The organism is Exiguobacterium sp. N5 (genome assembly GCF_025842465.1).
Taxonomy (GTDB): Bacteria; Bacillota; Bacilli; order Exiguobacteriales; family Exiguobacteriaceae; genus Exiguobacterium; species Exiguobacterium profundum.
In genome coordinates this window covers 160110-180876 of sequence record NZ_JAPAEP010000001.1, presented here as the reverse complement: position 1 = coordinate 180876, position 20767 = coordinate 160110, and the positions used below count along the sequence as shown (strand labels likewise).

23 protein-coding genes are annotated in these 20767 nt (G+C 43.0%); 8 read left to right on the top strand and 15 right to left on the bottom strand.

Annotation, left to right across the window (positions count from 1 at the left end; translation table 11 throughout):
* Positions 1-55: 55 nt before the first annotated feature.
* The 8 genes from OKS35_RS00945 to OKS35_RS00910 all read right to left on the bottom strand — a co-directional run bounded on the left by OKS35_RS00945 (position 56) and on the right by OKS35_RS00910 (position 7211).
* Positions 56-1021 carry an electron transfer flavoprotein subunit alpha/FixB family protein gene (locus OKS35_RS00945; RefSeq protein ID WP_015881089.1) on the bottom strand — a complete coding sequence of 322 codons (966 nt, stop codon included), beginning with the start codon at positions 1019-1021 and terminating at the stop codon, positions 56-58.
* A gap of 14 nt (positions 1022-1035) precedes the next feature.
* A complete protein-coding gene (locus OKS35_RS00940) occupies positions 1036-1809 on the bottom strand; it encodes an electron transfer flavoprotein subunit beta/FixA family protein (RefSeq protein ID WP_078146521.1) in 774 nt (257 codons plus the stop codon).
* Between the two features lie 79 nt (positions 1810-1888).
* Positions 1889-2467: a TetR/AcrR family transcriptional regulator gene (locus tag OKS35_RS00935; protein ID WP_074037553.1), complete on the bottom strand. Its 579-nt coding sequence runs from the start codon at positions 2465-2467 to the stop codon at positions 1889-1891.
* Positions 2468-2546: 79 nt separating this feature from the next.
* Entirely contained in the window at positions 2547-4220 is a 1674-nt protein-coding gene (locus tag OKS35_RS00930; protein ID WP_159561955.1) for an AMP-binding protein, read from the bottom strand.
* A 136-nt stretch (positions 4221-4356) separates the two neighbouring features.
* Positions 4357-4821, bottom strand: a complete 465-nt coding sequence (locus OKS35_RS00925) for a DUF4825 domain-containing protein (protein WP_015881085.1) — start codon at positions 4819-4821, stop codon at positions 4357-4359.
* Positions 4822-4833: 12 nt separating this feature from the next.
* A complete protein-coding gene (locus OKS35_RS00920; protein ID WP_074037557.1) occupies positions 4834-5964 on the bottom strand; it encodes an ABC transporter permease subunit in 1131 nt (376 codons plus the stop codon).
* Positions 5954-6835, bottom strand: a complete 882-nt coding sequence (locus OKS35_RS00915; RefSeq protein ID WP_264092324.1) for an ABC transporter ATP-binding protein — start codon at positions 6833-6835, stop codon at positions 5954-5956. Before OKS35_RS00915 ends, OKS35_RS00920 begins: the two co-directional genes overlap by 11 nt.
* Complete coding sequence (locus tag OKS35_RS00910; RefSeq protein WP_074037561.1) at positions 6822-7211, bottom strand: GntR family transcriptional regulator; 390 nt, start codon at positions 7209-7211, stop codon at positions 6822-6824. Before OKS35_RS00910 ends, OKS35_RS00915 begins: the two co-directional genes overlap by 14 nt.
* 180 nt (positions 7212-7391) lie before the next feature.
* Between OKS35_RS00910 and OKS35_RS00905 the strand changes: the two genes are divergently transcribed.
* The 5 genes from OKS35_RS00905 to OKS35_RS00885 all read left to right on the top strand — a co-directional run bounded on the left by OKS35_RS00905 (position 7392) and on the right by OKS35_RS00885 (position 10012).
* Positions 7392-8159 carry a hypothetical protein gene (locus tag OKS35_RS00905; RefSeq protein ID WP_264092323.1) on the top strand — a complete coding sequence of 256 codons (768 nt, stop codon included), beginning with the start codon at positions 7392-7394 and terminating at the stop codon, positions 8157-8159.
* A gap of 104 nt (positions 8160-8263) precedes the next feature.
* Positions 8264-8674, top strand: a complete 411-nt coding sequence (locus OKS35_RS00900) for a MarR family winged helix-turn-helix transcriptional regulator (RefSeq protein WP_159561951.1) — start codon at positions 8264-8266, stop codon at positions 8672-8674.
* A gap of 23 nt (positions 8675-8697) precedes the next feature.
* Positions 8698-9336: a nitroreductase family protein gene (locus OKS35_RS00895; RefSeq protein ID WP_214730761.1), complete on the top strand. Its 639-nt coding sequence runs from the start codon at positions 8698-8700 to the stop codon at positions 9334-9336.
* 27 nt (positions 9337-9363) lie between these two features.
* Complete coding sequence (locus tag OKS35_RS00890; RefSeq protein ID WP_026826548.1) at positions 9364-9648, top strand: putative quinol monooxygenase; 285 nt, start codon at positions 9364-9366, stop codon at positions 9646-9648.
* A gap of 1 nt (position 9649) precedes the next feature.
* Positions 9650-10012 (top strand): DUF1304 domain-containing protein, encoded by a 363-nt coding sequence (locus tag OKS35_RS00885; RefSeq protein WP_264092322.1) that lies wholly within the window; start codon positions 9650-9652, stop codon positions 10010-10012.
* Between the two features lie 169 nt (positions 10013-10181).
* On the opposite strand, the gene OKS35_RS00880 is transcribed toward OKS35_RS00885, so the two are convergent.
* Both OKS35_RS00880 and OKS35_RS00875 read right to left on the bottom strand, forming a co-directional pair.
* Positions 10182-10661 carry a hypothetical protein gene (locus tag OKS35_RS00880; protein WP_074037569.1) on the bottom strand — a complete coding sequence of 160 codons (480 nt, stop codon included), beginning with the start codon at positions 10659-10661 and terminating at the stop codon, positions 10182-10184.
* A gap of 15 nt (positions 10662-10676) precedes the next feature.
* Positions 10677-11528, bottom strand: coding sequence for an SAR2788 family putative toxin (locus OKS35_RS00875; RefSeq protein ID WP_074037570.1), 852 nt, complete (start codon positions 11526-11528; stop codon positions 10677-10679).
* Between the two features lie 274 nt (positions 11529-11802).
* Here OKS35_RS00875 and OKS35_RS00870 point away from each other — a divergent pair, with 274 nt between their 5' ends.
* Both OKS35_RS00870 and OKS35_RS00865 read left to right on the top strand, forming a co-directional pair.
* A complete protein-coding gene (locus OKS35_RS00870; protein ID WP_074037572.1) occupies positions 11803-12234 on the top strand; it encodes a helix-turn-helix transcriptional regulator in 432 nt (143 codons plus the stop codon).
* Between the two features lie 243 nt (positions 12235-12477).
* Positions 12478-13371, top strand: coding sequence for a S8 family peptidase (locus OKS35_RS00865; RefSeq protein WP_264092321.1), 894 nt, complete (start codon positions 12478-12480; stop codon positions 13369-13371).
* Between the two features lie 491 nt (positions 13372-13862).
* Here OKS35_RS00865 and OKS35_RS00860 read toward each other — a convergent pair whose 3' ends face one another.
* From OKS35_RS00860 to OKS35_RS00845, 4 genes are all read right to left on the bottom strand, one after another.
* Positions 13863-15401, bottom strand: coding sequence for a hypothetical protein (locus OKS35_RS00860; RefSeq protein ID WP_074037576.1), 1539 nt, complete (start codon positions 15399-15401; stop codon positions 13863-13865).
* A gap of 128 nt (positions 15402-15529) precedes the next feature.
* Positions 15530-15787, bottom strand: coding sequence for a hypothetical protein (locus OKS35_RS00855; protein ID WP_015881071.1), 258 nt, complete (start codon positions 15785-15787; stop codon positions 15530-15532).
* Positions 15788-15832: 45 nt separating this feature from the next.
* Positions 15833-18196, bottom strand: coding sequence for a DEAD/DEAH box helicase family protein (locus OKS35_RS00850; protein ID WP_264092320.1), 2364 nt, complete (start codon positions 18194-18196; stop codon positions 15833-15835).
* Complete coding sequence (locus OKS35_RS00845) at positions 18189-18521, bottom strand: nucleoside triphosphate pyrophosphohydrolase (protein WP_264092319.1); 333 nt, start codon at positions 18519-18521, stop codon at positions 18189-18191. The genes OKS35_RS00850 and OKS35_RS00845 overlap by 8 nt, the downstream gene beginning before the upstream one ends.
* A 115-nt stretch (positions 18522-18636) precedes the next feature.
* On the opposite strand from OKS35_RS00845, the gene OKS35_RS00840 reads away from it, so the two are divergent.
* The gene (locus tag OKS35_RS00840; protein WP_196430391.1) at positions 18637-20481 is read left to right on the top strand and encodes a DUF262 domain-containing protein; all 1845 of its coding nucleotides are present in this window, start codon (positions 18637-18639) and stop codon (positions 20479-20481) included.
* Positions 20482-20554: 73 nt separating this feature from the next.
* Here the strand turns inward: OKS35_RS00840 and OKS35_RS00835 are convergent, their stop codons facing one another.
* Positions 20555-20755 (bottom strand): hypothetical protein, encoded by a 201-nt coding sequence (locus OKS35_RS00835; RefSeq protein ID WP_214737655.1) that lies wholly within the window; start codon positions 20753-20755, stop codon positions 20555-20557.
* Positions 20756-20767 lie beyond the last annotated feature (12 nt).

Genomic DNA, 20767 nt, shown 5'->3' with positions numbered 1-20767 from the left:
CAATTCATGTTCAGAGTATACCACGGAGGGTAACAACCCCAAAACGTTTTGCTTATTAGCTATTGACGAGGTGCTTACGGAACTCTTCTGTCAACATCGGGACGACATCGAACAAGTCGCCGACGATGCCATAGTCTGCCACGCTGAAGATGTTTGCTTCTGGGTCCTTGTTGATGGCGACGATGACTTTCGCGTTACTCATCCCAGCCAAGTGCTGAATCGCTCCTGAAATCCCACATGCGATGTAGAGGTCTGGTGTGACGACTTTACCCGTCTGTCCGATTTGAAGTGCGTAATCGCAGTAGTCAGCGTCACATGCTCCACGTGAAGCACCGACCGCGCCTCCGAGAAGCTCAGCCAACTCTTCAAGCGGTTTGAATCCATCTTCGCTCTTCACGCCACGTCCACCTGCGACGATAACTTTCGCTTCCGCCAAATCTACTTTCCCAGTCGCCTTACGCACGACTTCTTTGACGATCATCGCGAGGTCTTTCAATTCGACCGCCGGCGTTTCAACAGAGACGCTCGCGCCCGCTTGACGTGCAAGTGCATCGATGTTGTTTGGACGGATTGTGAAGAACATGACCGAATCTTTGAACTTCACTTTCTCGAACGCCTTCCCTGAGTAGATCGGGCGAACGAACTCTGCGTCGCGTCCTGTCCCTTCGATCGAGACAACATCACTGATGAGTCCGGCATCGAGACGTGCCGCAAGTTTCGGTGCGATGTCTTTCCCAAGAGCCGTATGTCCGAGGACGATCATTTCCGGATTTTCTTGCTCGATCAACTGACGGAGCACTTGTCCGTAGCCGTCTGGCGTATAATGCTTGAGGCGATCATCTTCGACGACGAGGACACGACTTGCACCATACTCCCCGAGTTCTTGTGCGAGTGATTGCACGTGATCCCCAATCACGACTGCCGTCACATCGTCTGTCAATTGCTTCGCCGCAGCGATGGCTTCGAATGATACGTTACGTAACGCGCCTTCACGCGCTTCTGCGAGTACTAAAGCTTTCATCTATGATCTCCCCCTTAAATGACTTTCGCTTCCGTGCGAAGAAGTTGTACGAGCTCGCTCACTTGTGTCGACATATCGCCTTCAAGGATGCGACCGGCTTTCTTCTCTTCTGGCAAGAATCGTTCAATCGTCTCGATTTTCGCTTCGATTTCATCTTCATCGAGATCGATGTCCATGAGTTCGAGTTCTTCGAGCGGTTTCTTCTTCGCCTTCATGATTCCTGGCAAGCTCGGGTAACGCGGCTCGTTCAACCCTTGTTGTGCCGTTACGAGAAGTGGGAGTGCGACTTCGATGACTTCCGTGTCCCCTTCGACGTCACGTGTGACCGTTGCCGTCGTGCCATCGATTTCAAGAGCCGTGATCGTCGTCACGTAGTTCATGTCGAGAAGTTCTGCGACTCGTGGCGCGACTTGTCCGCTACCGCCATCGATTGCCACGTTTCCTGCGAAGATGAGGTCTGCGTCCTGTTCTTTCAAGTATGAGGCGAGAACTTTTGAAATCGTGACATGATCCGCATCCTCGACATCGTCCTCGATTGAGATGCGAACGGCTTTGTCCGCACCCATTGCGAGTGCTGTACGTAATTCTTTGTCCGCATCTTCTGGTCCTACCGTGACGACCGTGACCTCTCCCCCGAGTGCGTCACGTTTTTGAATCGCTTCTTCGACCGCATATTCGTCATACGGGTTGATGATGAACTCAGCGCCGTCTTCTTGAATTTCCCCATTCTCGAGCTGAATTGCTTCCTCAGTATCAAACGTACGTTTCAGCAAAACAAAAATATTCATGGTTGATCCCCCTTTAGTCAATTCTTCCCATCATTCATGAATCAGCATTCATTTTTTGAGCTAGTGATAGGGCTCACTGTTACGTAAGCCCTTTTTTCAACATATGGTGCACATTTGGAAGCGTCGACAACAGATCATACTTGAAGCCGCTCGCCATCCAACTCGTCACAACCTCATCGATTGTGCCGAAAATCATTTGACGGGCGAGTCGATAGTCTAAATCCTTGTCAAACTCTCCTGTCTCGATTCCATGTTTGACGACAGAATCGATTAAGTTCAAATACGGTTTGAGCACTTCTCCGATTTTTTGGCGAAGTACCAAGTTCGACTGCCGCAGTTCGATTTGTGTAACGACGGCGAGGTCGTAATCTGCCGACAGTTGCTTTAAATGTGATTCAATCAACTGATACAACTTACTCCCGGCTGACGTCTCGCTCTCGATTTGTTGTTTCGAGTAGTCGATGAACAGCCCCATCTTCGCTTGGAACAATTCGATTAAGAGATGCTCCTTGTTTTTAAAGTACAAATAGATCGTGCCGTCCGCGACACCCGCCTCTTTGGCGATGGCTGTCACCTTTGCACCGTGATAGCCATGATTGGCAATTACTTTGACCGCCGCATCAATGATTCGGTCACTTTTCGAAATATGATTTGTCATTAACCCCAAGCTCCTTACCGTTGCAGAAAAATGAATGATGGTTCATTCATTTATTATTCTATCATGCGTACGCTTGGTGTCAACTGCTTTGTTTCACTTGTTTGGCCTTCTCTTCGTCGACGAGGACACGGCGTAAAATCTTACCGACGAACGTCTTCGGCAACTCGTCGCGGAACTCATACAACTTTGGCACTTTATAGGCCGCAAGCTTCTCACGACAATGTTTGTCGAGTTCTTCTTCCGTCACACTCGAGCCATCGCGAAGGACGATGAACGCTTTGACCGTCTCACCCCGATATGGATCTGGGACACCGATACAGACCGCTTCCTTCACGGCCGGATGTTCGTAGAGGACTTCTTCGATTTCACGCGGATAGACATTAAAGCCACCTGCGATGATCATGTCCTTCTTCCGGTCGACAATATAGAAGAACCCGTCCTCGCCCATGTAGCCGAGGTCACCAGTTGCGAGCCACCCATCTTTCAAGACGGCTGCCGTTTCCTCCGGTTTCTGCCAGTAGCCTTTCATGACTTGTGGACCGCTCAGCATGATCTCCCCGATTTCACCGATGTCCGCCTCTGTTTCTCCGTCTGCTTTTACTATTTTAGCAGAAGTATCCGATAACGGGGCACCGATCGAGCCAACAATCCGTTTATCCCACAAGAAGTTCGCATGCGTGACCGGCGACGTCTCAGACAAACCGTACCCTTCGACAATGCGACCACCCGTAATCTTCTCAAATTCCTCTTGCACCTCGATTGGAAGCGGAGCCGAACCCGAGATACATGCCTCGATCGAAGACAAATCGTACTTCTTCAGTTTCGGGTCGTTCAAGATTCCGACATACATCGTTGGTGCACCCGGGAAGAAGTGTGGCTTTTTCTTCTGAATCGTCTTCAAGACATCCGTCACTTCGAAACGTGGTACGAGGACGAGCTCATAGCCGTTCGTGACCCCGAAGTTCAGACAGCACGACATCCCATAGACGTGGAAGAACGGTACGACACACAAGACGCGTTTCTCGTCCCCGCGATTATACTTATAGAATAAGTTCGTGATTTGATCCGCGTTCGCCGTCAAGTTGAAGTGGGTCAACATGACGCCTTTCGGAAGTCCCGTCGTCCCCCCAGTGTATTGAAGAACGGCGACATCTTCTTTCGGTTCGATGTCGAGTGGCGTGATAGGGTTAAAGTCTTTATAATTTTTGAACGGTGTCGATCCGGTCGTATCGATGACGATATTGTTCTCACGTTTCACTTTGATTGGATACAGTTTGTTTTTAGGGAATGGTAAGTAATCAGCGATACTCGTCGTGATCACGGTTTGAATCTCTGTCTTCTCACTGACGCGAAGCGTTTTCGGATATAACAGATCGAGGGTGATGACGATTTTGACACCTGCGTCCGTGACGAGGTTTTCTAGCTCACGTTCCGTATAGAGTGGGTTCGTCTGGACGACCGTCCCTCCTGCATAGAGTACGGCATAGAACGAGATGACGTATTGAGGACAGTTTGGAAGCATGAGGCTGACGCGGTCGCCTTTTTCAAGCCCTTTCGCTTGAAGCATCGTTCCGAGTCGACGTGCGGCATCATCGATTTCCGCGAATGTCCACTCCTTTCCGATAAAGGAGACGGCCGTACGATTTGGATAATCCTTTGCTGCACGAGACAACGCCTCATAGAGCGGCTTTACCTCATAATCGATTGACTGGGGCATTCCTTCTGGATAATCTTGTAACCACGGTTTGTTCATCGCTGTTCCTCCTTGGAAATGAATACTCATTCAGTTAACCCTATTATAATGCTAAGAAAACGCTTTCATCTACCCTTTACCCGATAATTTTCAGAAAATATCAAAAAAAGCGATTGGATTTGTCATCCAATCGCTGTCATACCCGCCTAAAATAGGAATCTTTCGAATCCAGTTTTTCAAGCTTCTGATTCATGAGTTGTTGCAATTCTTTTTCATGACGAATATTTGAGAAGTCAGTCCCGAACCATGCCTCCATTTCAGGTCGAGAGAAGGCATAGGTCCGGTTCGGGAAAGCAAAACGGACGATTTCGGCGTTCGGGATGAGGGTGAAATAGGCAGCCGCATTCCGAATCGCCAGATGTTCTTGTTCCGCTCGTTCCATACCCGGGTCTTCGTAACGGACGGTCAACCCATAAGGACGCTTCTTCGTCTGCAGTTCGACCGATCGATAGCATTCATGTAGCGGCAAACTTCCGGCAATGCCGACGACGGCTGCATTGTCCCCGACTTTCGCCCCTTTGTATTCAAAGGCGTCCGGTTCCGGGTTCATACATCCTGCCAGTGAAATGACGAGTACGAGCAACAGACAGAAGCGTTTCATAGGTGTCCCTCCTTACGATTTGAGTCTCAAGTTGAAGCGGTAAAGCAAACGTTTAGCGAGTAAGTGTGCCAAGAACGCTCCGATCACAAAGCCTACGATGTACAACATACTGTTCGCTTGATACGTGAATGTCGTGAACACAATTCCTGTGAACATCGCGATACATCCAACGATGATAATGTGGACGAGCCATAACCAGTTGTTGAACATGAAGAAACGACCGTTGTTTTCTTGCGGTGCACGATTGTACATCCAAGCTCCTAACCATAATGACAAGACGATAAAGACGATAGACGATGGAATGCTAATCGTGACGAACTCTTGCCAATACTGATCGGATCGAATATATTCATATAAAGATAAATTCATCAAGTTACCGAGTGGTGAGATGGCTTGAATAAATACACTTTCATAAGCTGAATCGATTAACCAACCCAACGCATCACCTCTACCAGTCAGCGAGTAAGCTGATCCTTGAATCAATGCGAGAATTCCTAACGGGAAAATCAAGGCGACAAACGACCACACTGATTGAGAAATCGATTCCCCACCGAACGATCCCATCCATAAAGCCAACGAGAATAACGAGATCCCAATCAAGGCGATATACAGGACGATCACGATCGATTTAAATACGGTCCCTTCTAATAAGAAGGAATAACGGGAAGTGGCGACCAATGCAAACATCGCGATACTTCCTAACAGCGTGGACATGATAATCCCACTTGCCCCCAACACCCATTTTGATATGTACAGCTGGGTGCGGGTGAAGGGGAGCGACATCGAAAAGTCCGACATTTGACTGTTTCGTTCGGCACCAATGAGCGACGTGGCCATGAGCGCACTAAACACGACGAATAAGAATACAACTGGTCCTACCGGAATGACATCACCTATGTCACCAAGATAGAAAGCTAAACTCGAATCAGGGTCGAAGAAGGACTCAACCGTCAGGCGATCTCGTTCTTCAAACGGGATCCCGTAATCTACAGAATTCGCTCGTGCATCTTTAATCTGCTCATCAAACTGTTCGAATTGTGTCCAAGCCGGCACAGTGAAGGCGACGACGCCTAAGAAAACGAGCAGCATCCAAAGCAACGACACTTGTTTCCAATCTTTCTTTAACAATACTTTAGACAACATGGGCTTCTCCTCCTAACTGGACACGGAAGACGTCTTCAAGAGACATCGGAATCTCTTCGATGAGCATCGGATTATATGAATCGATGAACGTTTCGAGCTCGTCCGTCCGTTCTTTTGCCATGAACAGCACGACACGTCCCGTCACGCTGATGATTTCGATATCTTTTCGTTCTAGCAGTTCGACCGGGACATGGTCGTTGAAGACGACTTGCCACTTGATGCTGAGGGCACGTGCCTCTTCGAGTGACAAAATCGCCTTGACACGTCCATTCTCAATCATGATGATGCGGTCAGCGATGCGTTCGAGTTCATGCAGTTGGTGACTTGAGACGATGATCGAGCAGTTCCGATTCTCGACTTGAGCAATCATCAGCTTCAACACATCGGATTTGGCGACGACGTCTAAACCGTCCGTCGGTTCATCGAGCAAGTAGTATTTCGCTTGGACAGCGAAAGCGAGTGATAACGTCACGAGTGCCTTTTGTCCTTTAGAAAGCTGGCGGATCTTTTTGTTGTCGATGTTGTATCGCGTCAATGTCTCACGGAAGATGGTACGGTTGAAGGATGGATAAATCGATTCATACAGGTCCGTCGCCTCATTCACCGTGTAATTTTTAAGCGCGTCGGCTGAATCCGGTACGAAGATGACGTCACGCTTCAATCCCGCATCTTTAAAGATACTTTTCGAACCATAGAGCACGTCGCCCATGTCTGGGCGAATGATACCGACCATCGTGCGGAGAAGCGTTGTCTTACCGGCACCGTTACGTCCGACGAGCGCAATGATTTCTCCAGATTCGACCGTAAAGTCGATGCCATCGAGAATCGTTTGACGGTCAATTTTTTTACTTAACTGTTCAACTTTCAGCATTGGATTTCCCTACTTTCTCATATTCCGTTCGCAATACGTCAATGGCTTCGTCTAACGGCACGTTCGCATAGTGGCAATCGATCGCAATCTTTTTGATCGAGGCGATGACCGGCTCACGTGCCGCATCATCGTCCACCCAGTCCTCGGAGACGAACGTCCCACGTCCACGTCGCATCTCGAGCAGCCCGAGCCGTTCCAACTCCTGATACGCCTTACTGACCGTATTCGGATTGATGACGAGATCGGTGGCGAGTTCACGCACGGACATCACCTTATCTCCTGGTCGTAAAATTCCACGGATAACAAGTTCTTTCGTTTGATTGACGATTTGCTCGTATAGCGGTTCTGAACTTTTCATATCGATTTTGTATAACATGGGTCACACCCTCTCATAATCAATGTTACTCTTTAAGTGTATTATATGTATTAGTACACGCAATTACAATAGTTCTTTGAGGGCACTTTTAGTTTACAGCGAAATGGAAATGATTTGAATAAGACTTTGGACCGAGGTATTCTCCTTCAATATCAGGTAGATTGAACGAGAGGTGACGAAATGATTAAAAAACGATTACTGGCAGGTATGGCTGGTGGGTTTCTTGCTGGCAGCCTCTTCGTATATACGACGCTTGAAAAGTCAGAGGCAAGGGAGACTTATATGGCGTATGTGAAGGAAACGTACAACGAACAAGCCGATATCGAACTGTCTCGCGACTGGCATATGGGCGGTTATATCGGGGAAATGACATTGACGAAAGAACCATTCGCTGGAACTTACTATCTTGAAACGTATGGTGACGGCTCCATCCACGATAACGTGCTCGAGACGTATTGGGAACGCGAGGCAGAGCGGACGATTCACGAGCGACTCGTGTCGCAAGGAATCATAAAAGAAGAAGAGACTGTCCGTGCGGAAGTACCGACCGGAGTGTCCGATGATGCGCAAGCAAAAGTCAGCCCGACCCCGACGTCCATCTATGAAACGAATCCGAAGACGTATCTCGACGTCTCGATCATGTTTCATGAAGACTGGAACAATACGGACGAACAGAAACAACGGATTCTCGACGTCATGCGCGTAGTGGAATCCGATGTCTATTGGATTCACTTCTCGTTCGACGGAAAGCCTGGAGGAAATGACGATTACACAGAACGGTACATGATGTTCACGCGCAAAGCGTCTGACATCGACCCGTCCTTCCTCGACGTGCGGACGATTGAGGACTTGAATGCCTACGACCGAATGTATGGATTCGACGAGACGACATTCACGACAGAATATCGATTTGATGGCACTCCCATCGAAGAGGAGACGACACGATAATTTGGTGTCGTCTTTTTTGAGCGTTTGACTTTACAGGCAATCCAAAACGTTGTATCGTTTGACAAGTCAACGATTGATAAGTCAATTGAGAAAGGTGGGACGCAATGGACCTACGTGAAATCAGCCGATTACTTTACCAAATCAAGTTGGCGGAACAAAACGTCGCATCGTCGTTCGAACGGGAGACAGGATTCAGCCTGACCCGCTACGAGATGCTGCAAGTCGTCAAAGAACGAGGCGTTTGTTCGCAACGCGTGATTAAAGAAGAAATGAAAATCGACAATGCCGCCATCACCCGACATTTGAAAATCCTTGAAGAGAAAGGATATGTCGTCAGAGAGCGGAACGCGGAGAACCATCGCGAGATGTTCGTCCGCGTTACAGAGAAAGCAGAGCAAGACCTCGGGCACTGCGAGCGAGACGAACGGGCCAACCACCTCGTCTTACAAGCCTTGTCCGCTGAAGAAATTCAACACTTATCCGGGCTGCTTCAAAAATTGAACAGTCACGCTTAAACAGAGAAAGAAGGAATTCACCAATGGCAACTACATTCGAAAACAATACATTCACAGACGTCATGTTCGGTCGTAAATCAATCCGTGTCTATGACGAGAACGTGAAAATCTCTCAAGAAGAGATGCTTGAGATGATCCAGGAAGCAACAACGGCTCCATCATCCGTCAACATGCAACCATGGCGCTTCGTCGTCATCGAGAGCCCAGAAGCGAAAGAGACGCTCAAACCACTCATCCGTTTCAACACACGTCAAAACGATTCGTCTGCAGCGATGCTCCTCATCTTCGGAGACATGGAGTGCTACGAGTACGGCGAACAAATCTACGATCAAGCGGTCGCAGAAGGCAAAATGCCACAAGAAGTGCGTGACCAACAGCTCGGCGCAATCATCCCTTACTACAAAAACCTCTCGAAACAAGAGATGAACGACATCGTGAAAATCGATGCGAGTCTCGCAGCGATGCAATTCATGCTCACAGCCCGTGCACACGGCTATGACACGAACCCAATCGGTGGTTTCGAGAAAGACCAACTCGCAGAAGCGTTCGGTCTCGACAAAGACCGTTATGTACCAGTCATGATCTTGTCTGTTGGGAAAGCGGCAGAAGAAGGTTACGAATCAGTCCGTCTTGACGCTCAAACGGTCACATCATTCAAATAATTCATTAAACAATCGGAGGAATCAACCATGATTTTAGTCAACGCCACATTCGATATCCAAGCTTCACAACGCGAGAACTTCTTGCGTGACATCCAAGTCTTGATCGACTCATCAAAACAAGAAGCAGGCTGTGTCGGATATGACCTATACGAGTCAACATCTGTCGAGAACCGTTTCGTCATGATCGAGAACTGGGAAGACCAAGCCGCTCTCGAGCAGCACAACCAAAACCCAGTCCTCATCAACTTCGCACAAAACGTGGCGAACTACGTGTCAGCGAAACCGGTCGTGCAAGTAGCAGCGGTCAACTAATATGTCGATGCTCACCCTTGTGCTCGGAACGCTTGTCGCCATCGAATTCTTCTATATCTTCTATTTAGAGACGATTGCGACGGCATCCTCGTCGACGTCACGCGTCTTCCGTATGTCGAAAGACGAGCTAACGAGAGACTCGGTGTCGGTTTTGTTCAAAAATCAAGGCGTCTATAACGGATTGATTGGGGTCGGGCTCTTGTACGGACTCTATCTTTCCCCCAACCCGGTCGAGATTGTCACCATGATCCTGACCTATATTATTCTCGTTGCCCTATATGGCAGTATCACGAGTGACAAGAAGATTATTCTGACACAAGGTGGGCTTGCCATCTTGACGTTGATCTCGATGGTGATCTTATGACAGAAAAAGCGTCCGACCTGAGAAATGGTCGGACGCTTTTTTATTGAGTGTCATCGTTCCAGTACAATGGAAAGATTCTTGATAACAACAGTTTCGACAGGTATTTCTTCAAGAAAAGGTAGATAGCCATCATTAGTAGACATCCGTTCCTTGTATGACTGGAAAAGTATTAAGTAATTCTTAAACTATCGCTCGTTTGAATCAAGTCTTCAAAAGTCTCGTCATTGATTTCAATGACATTGCATTCGATAAAGAAATGATCTTTGTTGTTCACTTGAAAATATAAGTTAGTCTTTGATGTTATTTCTTCAATCGCTGTTAATTCAGAATCTAAGCTCTTAATTTTTATGTGTGCAAATCCATTTGGGTGATAACCAATCTCGCTGACGAAAGAACTATCATCTTTCTCACGGTTGTTAAGTCTATACGTTTCATAAGGATCTTCATTATAAACGACTTCTTCTTGATAAACATAGTATGAAAGAACCTCTTTGAAAGAAACTCGTGTTTTTAATATAGATTGCTGTTTTACACTTTCTACCAAGAGTGTAATCGTCTCATTGAAGTAATCGATATCTAACTTTGCAATTTCCCAACCGTTGACCAAGAATTCTAAAGACTCATTCATTTTGATTTCGTTCTCATTCATTTTCCCTTACCTCATTCACTTTTTAAATTTTTTTATAAGCGAAATAATGGTTGATGGAGATGACTCTTGCAATGTAATGTGAGTTTCAGAAGCGTTATTCGAAAAGTTACCGGCTCGGTTTAACGCCTTGTTACCGACAGACATTCTCCAATATGCTTCTTTACGCCCACCGGATCCAGCTTCCATTAATCGAATAACAATTTCTTGCTTCTTATTTGGTATCGTAATTACCTTACCTTTACCATTTTTAGCATCTTTAACTACTCCACCATACGCTTTTGTAATTTGTGAAACTCCTAAATCAATCATAGCCTGCATAGCGACTTTTTTACCGTAATGCTTAATCACGTATTGCAGACCAGCTCTAAGAATAAGCGGGATTAGAGCCGGAAGTACAGATGCAGAAGCTTCAATCGTATTTACAGAAAATGTTTCACCACTATTTAAGCTCCTGATTTCCCCCTCGAAGTTCTCCCCTTCGATCCTATTGATTTCTACAGTATAAACTTCTTTAATACTATTTTCAGTATCATTTGAAGAGATAGTAGCCTTAATCTCTAAATCCTCTTCATTAAAAATAATATTCGATTCAATACTTTGATTATCGATTTCAATATTCGAATTTACTAGGACATCTTGAGAACCTGACGTTAATAATTTCATGTCCAAATTTTCATCATTCAACCCTAACTCTTCTTGAACATCAATATCTTCTGTAGAAGACGGATTACTCTGGATTTCTTGAACTTTTTCTTCGATTATATTTATCTCTGATTTTTTTGAATCTGATGCCGAAACGTTGGAACCACTGATTACTGAACTAAATATTAATGTAATTACAATTAATTTTGTTATTAAACTTCTCATAATATATCCCCCTGTTTTCTAAAATCGAATAACCCTAATAAATAATCGTACTGATTTGTTTGACAAAATAAGAAAAGAAAATAGCAGTGACTATTTCCAATAAAATTACTCCCTCCCCCATCTTTATTCAATGTATTTATCTTACAAATCATATAATCATTCTGAACTATACTAGCTTTTCAAAAAAGAAACTATCGGTTCCTCATTGGTTTTTTTAATGTAAACTAATAGTGGCATTGTTGTCGTATCAGTCTTTTAAGGGGTGTAAAGAGTTATGAACTGTAAATTGAAAAAGAGATTAAAACAGTTACGATTAGAAAATAAATATTCACAACAGCAAATTGCTGACAAACTTAACATCACCAGGCAAGCAGTATCCAAATGGGAAAATGGTAAATCTATACCAGATATTGAAAATTTGAAATTACTTTGTGAAATCTATAACGTTTCTTTAGACAATATTCTTGAAAATTCAGTTCTTACTGAAGAGAAAATAAACGTCCGAAAAAATAGTGTTCGATCTGAGATGAGACACTGTGCATTGGTTTTGACCATTGTCGCAAGTTACTTTCTTGCGCCTTTCGGATTTATCACGTTGGCAGCAGTACTTTTTTTTATGAAAAGAACAGACGAACATCGTTTATTACTTACGTTTTTATCCTTAATGGCTTTAATTAAAAATATCCACTCTACTTATTATATCTAGTGTTTAAAATAACTATCTTCTCTTACTTTTTCATGAATCTCATCGTACGAACTGATAGTTGGTAAAACACGTTATCAAATTGTGTAGTAGCCTTGGTATATTCAGATTCTTTAAATTAAGAATGAAACAAACAATTATCAAAAAAATATAAAGAAGTAATTTAAGAAAAGAAAGACTCAATATAAACTTTAAAATAGCGTTTTTTTATTCAGTATTAAGTTTTACTCAGAAAGGAAAATCAATATGATCAAACTAAAAATATGCACTCTAGCAGTAGTAGTTTTGATTTCAACAATCGTAACAGGGAGTGATCGTTCAACGAATATCAAGCAAGGAATGGAGTGTGAACAAAATTGGACGCATTGTGCTCTTTCGTTAACAAAAAACAAATTATCATCCTCTAAACAACCAATTAAGATTGCGATAATGGATACAGGAATCAATAGTGATATTACTCAATTACATAAGTACGTTATCAAACAGTATAATACGCTAGATAGTTCTTCGAATACTTCAGCTATACATCCTCACGGAACTATGATTGCAAGTATCATCGCCGCTACCTCTTTTGAAAATTCAAAGATTGGAATCAACGAGAATATACATTTGTATGATGTTCAAACCTTAGATGACCAAGCAAACGGAGAACTTGATAATACAGTTAGAGGATTTGATTGGGCTATAAAACAAAACGTAGATATCATTAACATGAGCTACGGTTTTTCCCATCATGATAAATCTTTAGAGAATGCTATTAAGAGGGCCCACGATGCCGGAATCATAATCTTAGCAGCTGCTGGTAATACACTCGGTTTATCGACAGATTACCCCGCCCGCTATAAAGAAGTACTATCTATTTCTGCTATTGATAAAAATAAATCAATCTATGCATATGCCGCTAAAGGAAAAGTCGATTTTGTAGCACCAGGAGTGGAAGTGCCTGTTCTAAACCTAGACGGTAAAATCGAATCTCAATCAGGAACATCTTTTTCAACCGCATATGCCACTGCTGTTGTTTCCTTATTACTCAACAATGAAGAAAGAAAAAACTTAATAGCAAAATTAGAGCAAAACTCTATAAATTTAGGTCCAATTAATCAGTATGGAAATGGATTGATTCAATACATCGAAAATTAAAAACACTTTATAGTGCGTTTAAAAATATTAAAATGATTATTATCTAACTTGCATTTAATCAGAGTATCGTGACTTATTATTTTTTTAAATGCTATTCAACAGAAAATCATCACCTCAAACAATGAATGGTTCTCTGTTTTACTTTTTACAGTGGATTCAGTACTAATTTGTATAGAAAATCGAAATGTTCTTTCGTCTTGTACAAATAAAATATTTTTTCATAGTAAACGAGATTTCTTTACAACTTTAATTTGTTTGCGCAAGTCACAATTTCACCTATAAATTGAATAAAATATAGTTCTTTGAAGTAGATTATGACTGCTTAGTCAAGCTCATCTATAAGATTATTTAAAATCCACACTCTAATTACAATTCATTCAACTAAAGTAATGAGCGACTATGTATACACGTTCCCCCTCTTCACAGTTAATTGTTCATCATATCGATTTCATCAAAAAAACCGCCCTGACCGAAGTCAGAGCGGAGTCCTATTATAAGGCGAAAATCGCTGCAGATACACCGACGACACCAACGAGCGCCATCGCATATACCGGCACACGTGGCATTTCGCCATTGTTGTCGAGCGCTTTCCCGAACATATAGAAGACGATTGGGTGCACGAGGAACGGCATCGAGAAGATGAGCGGGATGAGAAGCGAGGCTTCCGTCCCGAACATTCCACCTTGAACCGCTGCGAACAAGCCGAAGTGCGAGATCGCTGACGATTGTGCCATCGTCGTGTAGTCAAATGCGATCGTGCTGAACGTCAAGATGACGAGACCACCGAAGACGGCCATCATCTGCCACCCGAACGAGAACTGCATAAGGGCTTTGACTTCTTTGAAGTCTTCCCCGTTCGCCGCGCGTAAGTTTTTCAACGCGAGCGCAGTGAGTACGAGACCGACCAAGACGATGATGGCTGTCGGCCAAATCCAGAGAGCACCGTTGTCGGCACTGACCGCGAGGATGGAGAATACGAAGATATGTCCGAAGAACGGGATGTTGATCATGATTGGCGCACGTTTCGCTGCTACTTGACCGAAGTCACCAGCCGTACACGCTCCTGTAAGACCACTGTGTGAAAGTGAACCTGCCATACCTGGTGCGAGGTTACGGATGTGACCCGTGCGAGCGAACCACATGATGAGTGCGATTCCACCGAACATCCAGAACAACTGACCGAAGAAACCGTACACGAGAATCGAATTCATGCCTTCGATTGCGAACGCGTCACCGATTCTTGAACCCCCGACCATGAAGTTGGCAGCCAAGACGACCGGAATCCCTGCGAAGAGAAGCGCGCGGACAGTCGGTCCATACGTCCAGTTATGGAAGATGGCACCGAGTGCTGACGAAATCAACATCGCGAAGAAGATTTGCGGAAGTGCGATAATTGGCTGAATCGCTGTCGCAATCAAGAACGAAACGAACAAGATGACAAGCAAGAGAACTGTCTCGATAAGACCTTTTTGCATGTATACTTTCTTGTCCTGAATTTGTGCTTTATGGTCGATGAGTAAGAACGACACGGCAAGACCGAGGAGTGCGAGGATTGGGTAGTAAAGCGCAATCCCTTCTGCCGTACCTGGCTCGATTGCCATACGGAAGAACCCTTCCAAACCGACGAGCAAGAAGAACGAACGAAGGATGAAGATGAACTGCGTACGTCCTGTCCCGAGGAACATCTCCTCTTTGGCAGGAATGACGATGTCCTCCATGTCGAGCTCTTGTTTACTCAAAATTTTACGAAGTTCTTGTCCGCCGACGAAGAATGAAACGACTAACGCGATGATTGTCGTCCGTGACAAGAAGTCGACGAGCGGGAATTCAGGAAGACCCGGTGTCGCGATACCGAGCTCGACCATACCGAATCCGAGACCGAGACCGAAGATGACGATGACGAGGATCGGCGAGAAGCGCGTCCCAGCCACGACCATACGAGATAAAATGACCATTGGAATGACGAAGGCCATAAGCAACCAGAATTGGTTGATCAGTTGCATTTGAGATAATTGCTGTACAAGTTCCATTGACTAACCCCTAACATAATTTTTAGCACACAATATCGAAGTGTACAGGAATGAACATTGTGTGACAATAGGGTGTGATGTTTTGTAAACAATGAAAGCGGAACCAAGTGAAATTGGTCCCGCTTTCATTAGTTATTGGATTGTCTGAGACCCCAAATGCCTTTATTTCCTGTGGAATAAAAGAGGTCTTCTTTTCCGGTAAAGCTCGCCGAATCACTGGAATGCGCACGAATCTGTTTATTGACGTGCCCTTTCCAATCTTTATATCGATCGAGCTCGAGTTGATAGTATGATTTTTCGACATACGCATAAATGTCTTTTAAAGATGCCGTCCCACCGTGGTGTTGGAGGGCGAATTGGATTTTGCGTAGTAACAGGCGTTTCACCTTACCCCCACCTCTCTAATTTTCCTTTCAACATCACTAAATCAATCAATCTGATGATCGTTGCGCTTTCCGACTGAAGTAGTAATGTAAGCGAACTTCTACAATCTGGCTCACCCATTCATAAACTACCGGATTGCGGAGCGCTTCATTGAATGCGATATGTAGGCTTTCATTTTCTACATAAAACGGTCCTTTGGCAATTTTATCGAATGGCATCCGCAACAACAATTTTTCAATCCGTTGTTGATGGAAAGGTTGCTGAAAGTCTTTTGTCTTTCCATCAATCTGTTGACGATAAGGCAGACTCGTCAAGTAATCATAGAACGGATAAGCTGCATCAGATGCTTTCAAAGGAGTGTACCACATTTGTTTTCCCCGCTCTAACATGATGGATAATACAACCATCTTATAACTTGTTGTAATTCTTGTATCCTCCACTTCATACAAAAGAGGATACATATTTTCAAAAACACTTAACTCACCGTCTGTTAACTCACCAATCTTCTTTAAAAAGCCGAAGAAGCCACTAAAGTGCTTCCTTTCGGATTGATACGCCTCCAATGAATATTCGCCTCGTTGGATTAGTTCTAGGTAGGTCGGTCGTCTCCCTAGCTCTTCCTTCACCATGAAATAATTTCGTTCTAATAATTGATGTCGTGTCGAAGACCGGGTCATCATTTTCTTCAAAAGATCGACAGTCTCTAAATCAAATTCGATTGTACACGAAGTAGGTAAGCTATTTGATGTTGGAACCTTCTTCAGTGAATCTGGACCGTCTGTCGTCAATAGCGCCAGTTTCTTATCAATGTTTTTATAGTTCCCAATCAAATCGATAATCGTACAATGTGTCTTTCCTTTTGATAGACGTAGTCCTCGTCCGATTTGCTGGGTGAACACTGTCAATGATTCAGTCGGACGACAAAACAATAGCGTATCGATTTCAGGAATATCGACACCTTCATTAAATAGATTCACTGCAAAAATGATGTCCAATTGTCCTTGCTTTAATTGGGCAATTACTTCCGTTCGATCATAATCGGCCTGACTATGAAGTGCTACCGCTTGTACTCTTTGCCTCCTGAAATAATCAGCCAAATATTCAGCTTGTATAACGGAAGAACAAAATCCGAGTGCTCTCGATTGATGATGCTCTGACCAAGCTCTATAAATCTTCTCAGCAACACTTTCTTTTAACTGTTCTGCCAATAACTCTTCTTGATCGTAACGACGTCCATTGATCAGACGAATCTGAGAGTAGTCGATTTCATCATAGATTCCAACGTAATGAAACGGGGTTAAAAACGATTCTTCAATCGCTTCAGTAAAGTGCATCTGGAAAGCGACGTTATCATCACAAAGTGCATATACGTCTCCTCCGTCTAAACGGTCAGGCGTTGCAGTCAAACCGAGTAAGAACTTCGGTTGAAAATAATCTAGCACCCGACGGTAGGAAGGAGCAGCCGAATGATGGAACTCATCCACGATTATCAAATCGAATTGCTCCGGGTCATATTGCTCCATTCTTTGTTTCGAAGCTAACGTTTGAATCGAGGCGAACACGACGTCAGCAGTATCTTGATTTCTTGATTCACCACCGAGTAGTAACCCGGTCTTCCAGTCGGTCGCCACATTGAGGAATGACTTTTCTGCTTGTAACAAAAGTTCTTTTTGATGCGCGACGAAAAGGACACGTTTGAATTGACGAGCAAAAAATGCACTTAAATACGTCTTTCCTAATCCGGTCGCTAAGACGAGCATCGCTTTTTTTCGACCTTCCGCCATCGTTTCACGGAGTGCCAATAACGCTGCGTCTTGGACAGACGTCGGGGTAATCGAATCATCTTCTATGTAGACGGGAGAATGTTCAGCGACCTCTAGCTCCTTCATTCGATCCTTTCGCGCTTCATACTCTTCACGATAAGGCTGTAACGAGACTAGATTCATTATTTGCGCATATTCACTATAAAATAATTCATGGAACGCAGCGACTGACTCTTCAAACACTTCCTCTGATATACTCGAAGGAATCTCAACATTCCACTCCACACCATGATTTAGCGCACTATGCGATAAGTTCGAGGAACCAACAAAAAATGTACCGCTTTCCATTGTACGGAACAAATATGCCTTTGGATGGAACGACCTTCCTTTTGAGCGGTATAGCCGTAGCTCAACATTCGGTATTTGTAATAGCATGTCCAGTGCATCAGGATTGGTGAGGTACAGATAGTCTCCTACCAAAATTCTGATTTGAGCATCGCGTTCACTCGCTTGTTTTAATGAAGAATATAATTCCTTCACTCCCGACACTTGAGCAAACGCGACGACCATATAAATTTCAGTCGCCGCGTCTATGTGTTCTTGTAAAGGGATGCCCAGATTGCTCGTATGGAGTCGTAAATCACTCATGATCGAGGACCTCTTCTAAAAATAGACCCTTTTCAAAACCACCACGTTTTTTGCGTTTCTCTTCACGAATCTGATTCAATTCATCGAAGTCTGCCCCATGCATTTTGCCAAGTGTATAGACCAACTCCAAAATGTCAGCTAACTCTTCAAGAGACTCTTCATCAATGTTCGCCTCTTCATACTCTTTGATTTCTTCATAGAGTTTCAAACGTGCTTGCTCAAAGTGTTCGGCTTGAGTAAGTTGCTTCACAATCGGGATTTTTCCTGATTCGTGAATAATTTCAGGAATGCGGTCACGGATTAATTTATTGTACTCTTTCCTCATTATTCTCAACCCTTTCTGCATGCATTGCGGTAGATCAATTTCTATTAAAATACTATACTTTCATTATACCCAATTATTTGAAGGTTTGTTTTATGAAATAGGAGGCTGTATCTAATTGATTACTTCAGAAATCCAATCAATATTTAACGTATTTAATAATGATTTTATTTATGAAATTCCTGATTTCCAAAGAGATTTTGTATGGGGGGAAGAAGAAGTTACACAGCTCTTTAAAGATTTTAATGAAGACACAGAAGAATTTACAAAGGAAAGTTCGTTATTAGACGGCTATTTGTTGGGAAATATCGTGTTGATTAACAATGATCACCAACCTGCAAATAAAATTGTGATTGACGGTCAACAGAGACTTACAACCCTTTCGTTACTATATAAAGTTCTAGAAGAAACAATTGATTATCGTTTACATCAGAATAAAAGCAGCTTTGATACAATTCAAAAATGGATGAATGTCCGAGGTGAATTAAACAAAGGGTATGGATTATTTGACGATGATGCAAATTTTAAAACTTCTAAAATACAGCATCACAAAAGCTTAGAATTTGGTAGTACTTATCGGCACATTATTCGCCCAGATTCTAATTCGAAAAACCTATCTCAAACTTCTACTCAAATTGAAGAAGTATATGATGTATTAAAAGAAGAACTAGCTAAATTAGATGATCAGAAATTATTGAAATTTGTAAACTACATAAAACATAAAGTCATGTTAATTGTAACTACTGCACCGACACTATCTAAAGCATTTCAATTATTTGAAATCTTGAATAACAGGGGGAAAGATTTAGAACCACTAGATTTAATAAAAAACATGCTTTTAAAAAATCTTGCTAAAGATTTCTATAGTGACGATGAACGAGATAAGTTTACTGAGATGTGGAAAAAGTTTAACAACAACCTCGTACTCAGTCCCAAAAGAAAAGTTGAATCTTCAACCTTCCTAAAGCATTATTTAGTAGGAACCACTGGAGAAAACATTCGTAAAGATAAACTCTTTAACTATTATTCAGAACTAAATCCATCAAAGGAAGAAGTTTTATCAATCGTTTCAGAGATGCATGATGTTTCATACACTTACGGAAAATTAGAACGTAAAGAGTTTGAAGGATTCATTAAAAATACTCATTTACTCAATGTTTTATTCAAACTTTTGAACTTAAAACAGGCACAAACAATCCTCATTCCATTCTACAATGAATCAGAACAAAGAAAATCAGAGATTGTTGATTTGGCAATTCGATTGGGTGCAAGTGTTATTTTCTCTTATACGCAAACTAACTATATTGAAGCTGAAATACCTTCGTTGATAAAAAAATATAATGCAAACTTAAAGCGAGAAGGGCAAGACCAAGCTTATCATCAATTCGTAAGTGAGTTAGAAAGAAGAATTTCAGAGAAAGCTAAGCTTGCAAAAGAAGCTGTATTTGCTAGAAAATTTGAGAACACCAGAGGAAACTACAATAAAAAAGGTTACGACTTGCTTCGTTTCATCGAAGCTTATGGTCATTCCGATAACACCGTTCTTCTAACGTCAAACCGAAATAAAAAGGTCACTTTGGAGCACATCATGCCAAGAACACCAATTAGTAATGAACTGATAGAAGGTTCCGGATTTGAAGACTTAGAAGAATATAAAGAATACGTGAATCGAATTGGTAATTTTGCGCTTATCGGTAACGATGAAAACTCTTCACTTTCCAATAAACAATTTGATCAGAAGAGATCTGTATATGCAGATTCATCAATTTGGACCACTCAAGTATTAGCAGATCGTTTAATCTCTTCGATGAAGTCTGGAAAAGAAGTACAACAATTCGAAAAAATTAATAGCTATTTGTTTATGGATGAATCTTCTTCAAGTGTTTATTGGACAAAAGAATTAATTCTGAAGCGATCTGAAAAACTTGCAGCGTACTTAGAAGCAGTCCTCACTAACAAATGACCAACTTCATTATCAATTCTTTAAGATATGTATTTAAGAAAAGTGATATCATTTCACTTTTCTTTTTATTTTGTCAATCCACCTCAAACGCCTTCACATACGCCACATGATCCAACATCACAATCAACTCGTCCTCAAACTGTACGAATCCATCGCTCGCATGTCGAAACGCTTGAAAGATCGACTCCAATGCCTCATATCGCGTATCCGCCTCCACCATATACGTCAGCACTTCTTCGTTAATTAAATGGAATTCAATTTCGAATGATTTCATCTTCTCTCCTCC

Bases quoted from the DNA above. Each gene is read 5' to 3' on its own strand.
- OKS35_RS00945 (WP_015881089.1), bottom strand. From the start codon at position 1,021: ATGAAAGCTTTAGTACTCGCAGAAGCGCGTGAAGGCGCGTTACGTAAC.
- OKS35_RS00940 (WP_078146521.1), bottom strand. From the start codon at position 1,809: ATGAATATTTTTGTTTTGCTGAAACGTACGTTTGATACTGAGGAAGCA.
- OKS35_RS00935 (WP_074037553.1), bottom strand. From the start codon at position 2,467: ATGACAAATCATATTTCGAAAAGTGACCGAATCATTGATGCGGCGGTC.
- OKS35_RS00930 (WP_159561955.1), bottom strand. From the start codon at position 4,220: ATGAACAAACCGTGGTTACAAGATTATCCAGAAGGAATGCCCCAGTCA.
- OKS35_RS00925 (WP_015881085.1), bottom strand. From the start codon at position 4,821: ATGAAACGCTTCTGTCTGTTGCTCGTACTCGTCATTTCACTGGCAGGA.
- OKS35_RS00920 (WP_074037557.1), bottom strand. From the start codon at position 5,964: ATGTTGTCTAAAGTATTGTTAAAGAAAGATTGGAAACAAGTGTCGTTG.
- OKS35_RS00915 (WP_264092324.1), bottom strand. From the start codon at position 6,835: ATGCTGAAAGTTGAACAGTTAAGTAAAAAAATTGACCGTCAAACGATT.
- OKS35_RS00910 (WP_074037561.1), bottom strand. From the start codon at position 7,211: ATGTTATACAAAATCGATATGAAAAGTTCAGAACCGCTATACGAGCAA.
- OKS35_RS00905 (WP_264092323.1), top strand. From the start codon at position 7,392: ATGATTAAAAAACGATTACTGGCAGGTATGGCTGGTGGGTTTCTTGCT.
- OKS35_RS00900 (WP_159561951.1), top strand. From the start codon at position 8,264: ATGGACCTACGTGAAATCAGCCGATTACTTTACCAAATCAAGTTGGCG.
- OKS35_RS00895 (WP_214730761.1), top strand. From the start codon at position 8,698: ATGGCAACTACATTCGAAAACAATACATTCACAGACGTCATGTTCGGT.
- OKS35_RS00890 (WP_026826548.1), top strand. From the start codon at position 9,364: ATGATTTTAGTCAACGCCACATTCGATATCCAAGCTTCACAACGCGAG.
- OKS35_RS00885 (WP_264092322.1), top strand. From the start codon at position 9,650: ATGTCGATGCTCACCCTTGTGCTCGGAACGCTTGTCGCCATCGAATTC.
- OKS35_RS00880 (WP_074037569.1), bottom strand. From the start codon at position 10,661: ATGAATGAGAACGAAATCAAAATGAATGAGTCTTTAGAATTCTTGGTC.
- OKS35_RS00875 (WP_074037570.1), bottom strand. From the start codon at position 11,528: ATGAGAAGTTTAATAACAAAATTAATTGTAATTACATTAATATTTAGT.
- OKS35_RS00870 (WP_074037572.1), top strand. From the start codon at position 11,803: ATGAACTGTAAATTGAAAAAGAGATTAAAACAGTTACGATTAGAAAAT.
- OKS35_RS00865 (WP_264092321.1), top strand. From the start codon at position 12,478: ATGATCAAACTAAAAATATGCACTCTAGCAGTAGTAGTTTTGATTTCA.
- OKS35_RS00860 (WP_074037576.1), bottom strand. From the start codon at position 15,401: ATGGAACTTGTACAGCAATTATCTCAAATGCAACTGATCAACCAATTC.
- OKS35_RS00850 (WP_264092320.1), bottom strand. From the start codon at position 18,196: ATGAGTGATTTACGACTCCATACGAGCAATCTGGGCATCCCTTTACAA.
- OKS35_RS00845 (WP_264092319.1), bottom strand. From the start codon at position 18,521: ATGAGGAAAGAGTACAATAAATTAATCCGTGACCGCATTCCTGAAATT.
- OKS35_RS00835 (WP_214737655.1), bottom strand. From the start codon at position 20,755: ATGAAATCATTCGAAATTGAATTCCATTTAATTAACGAAGAAGTGCTG.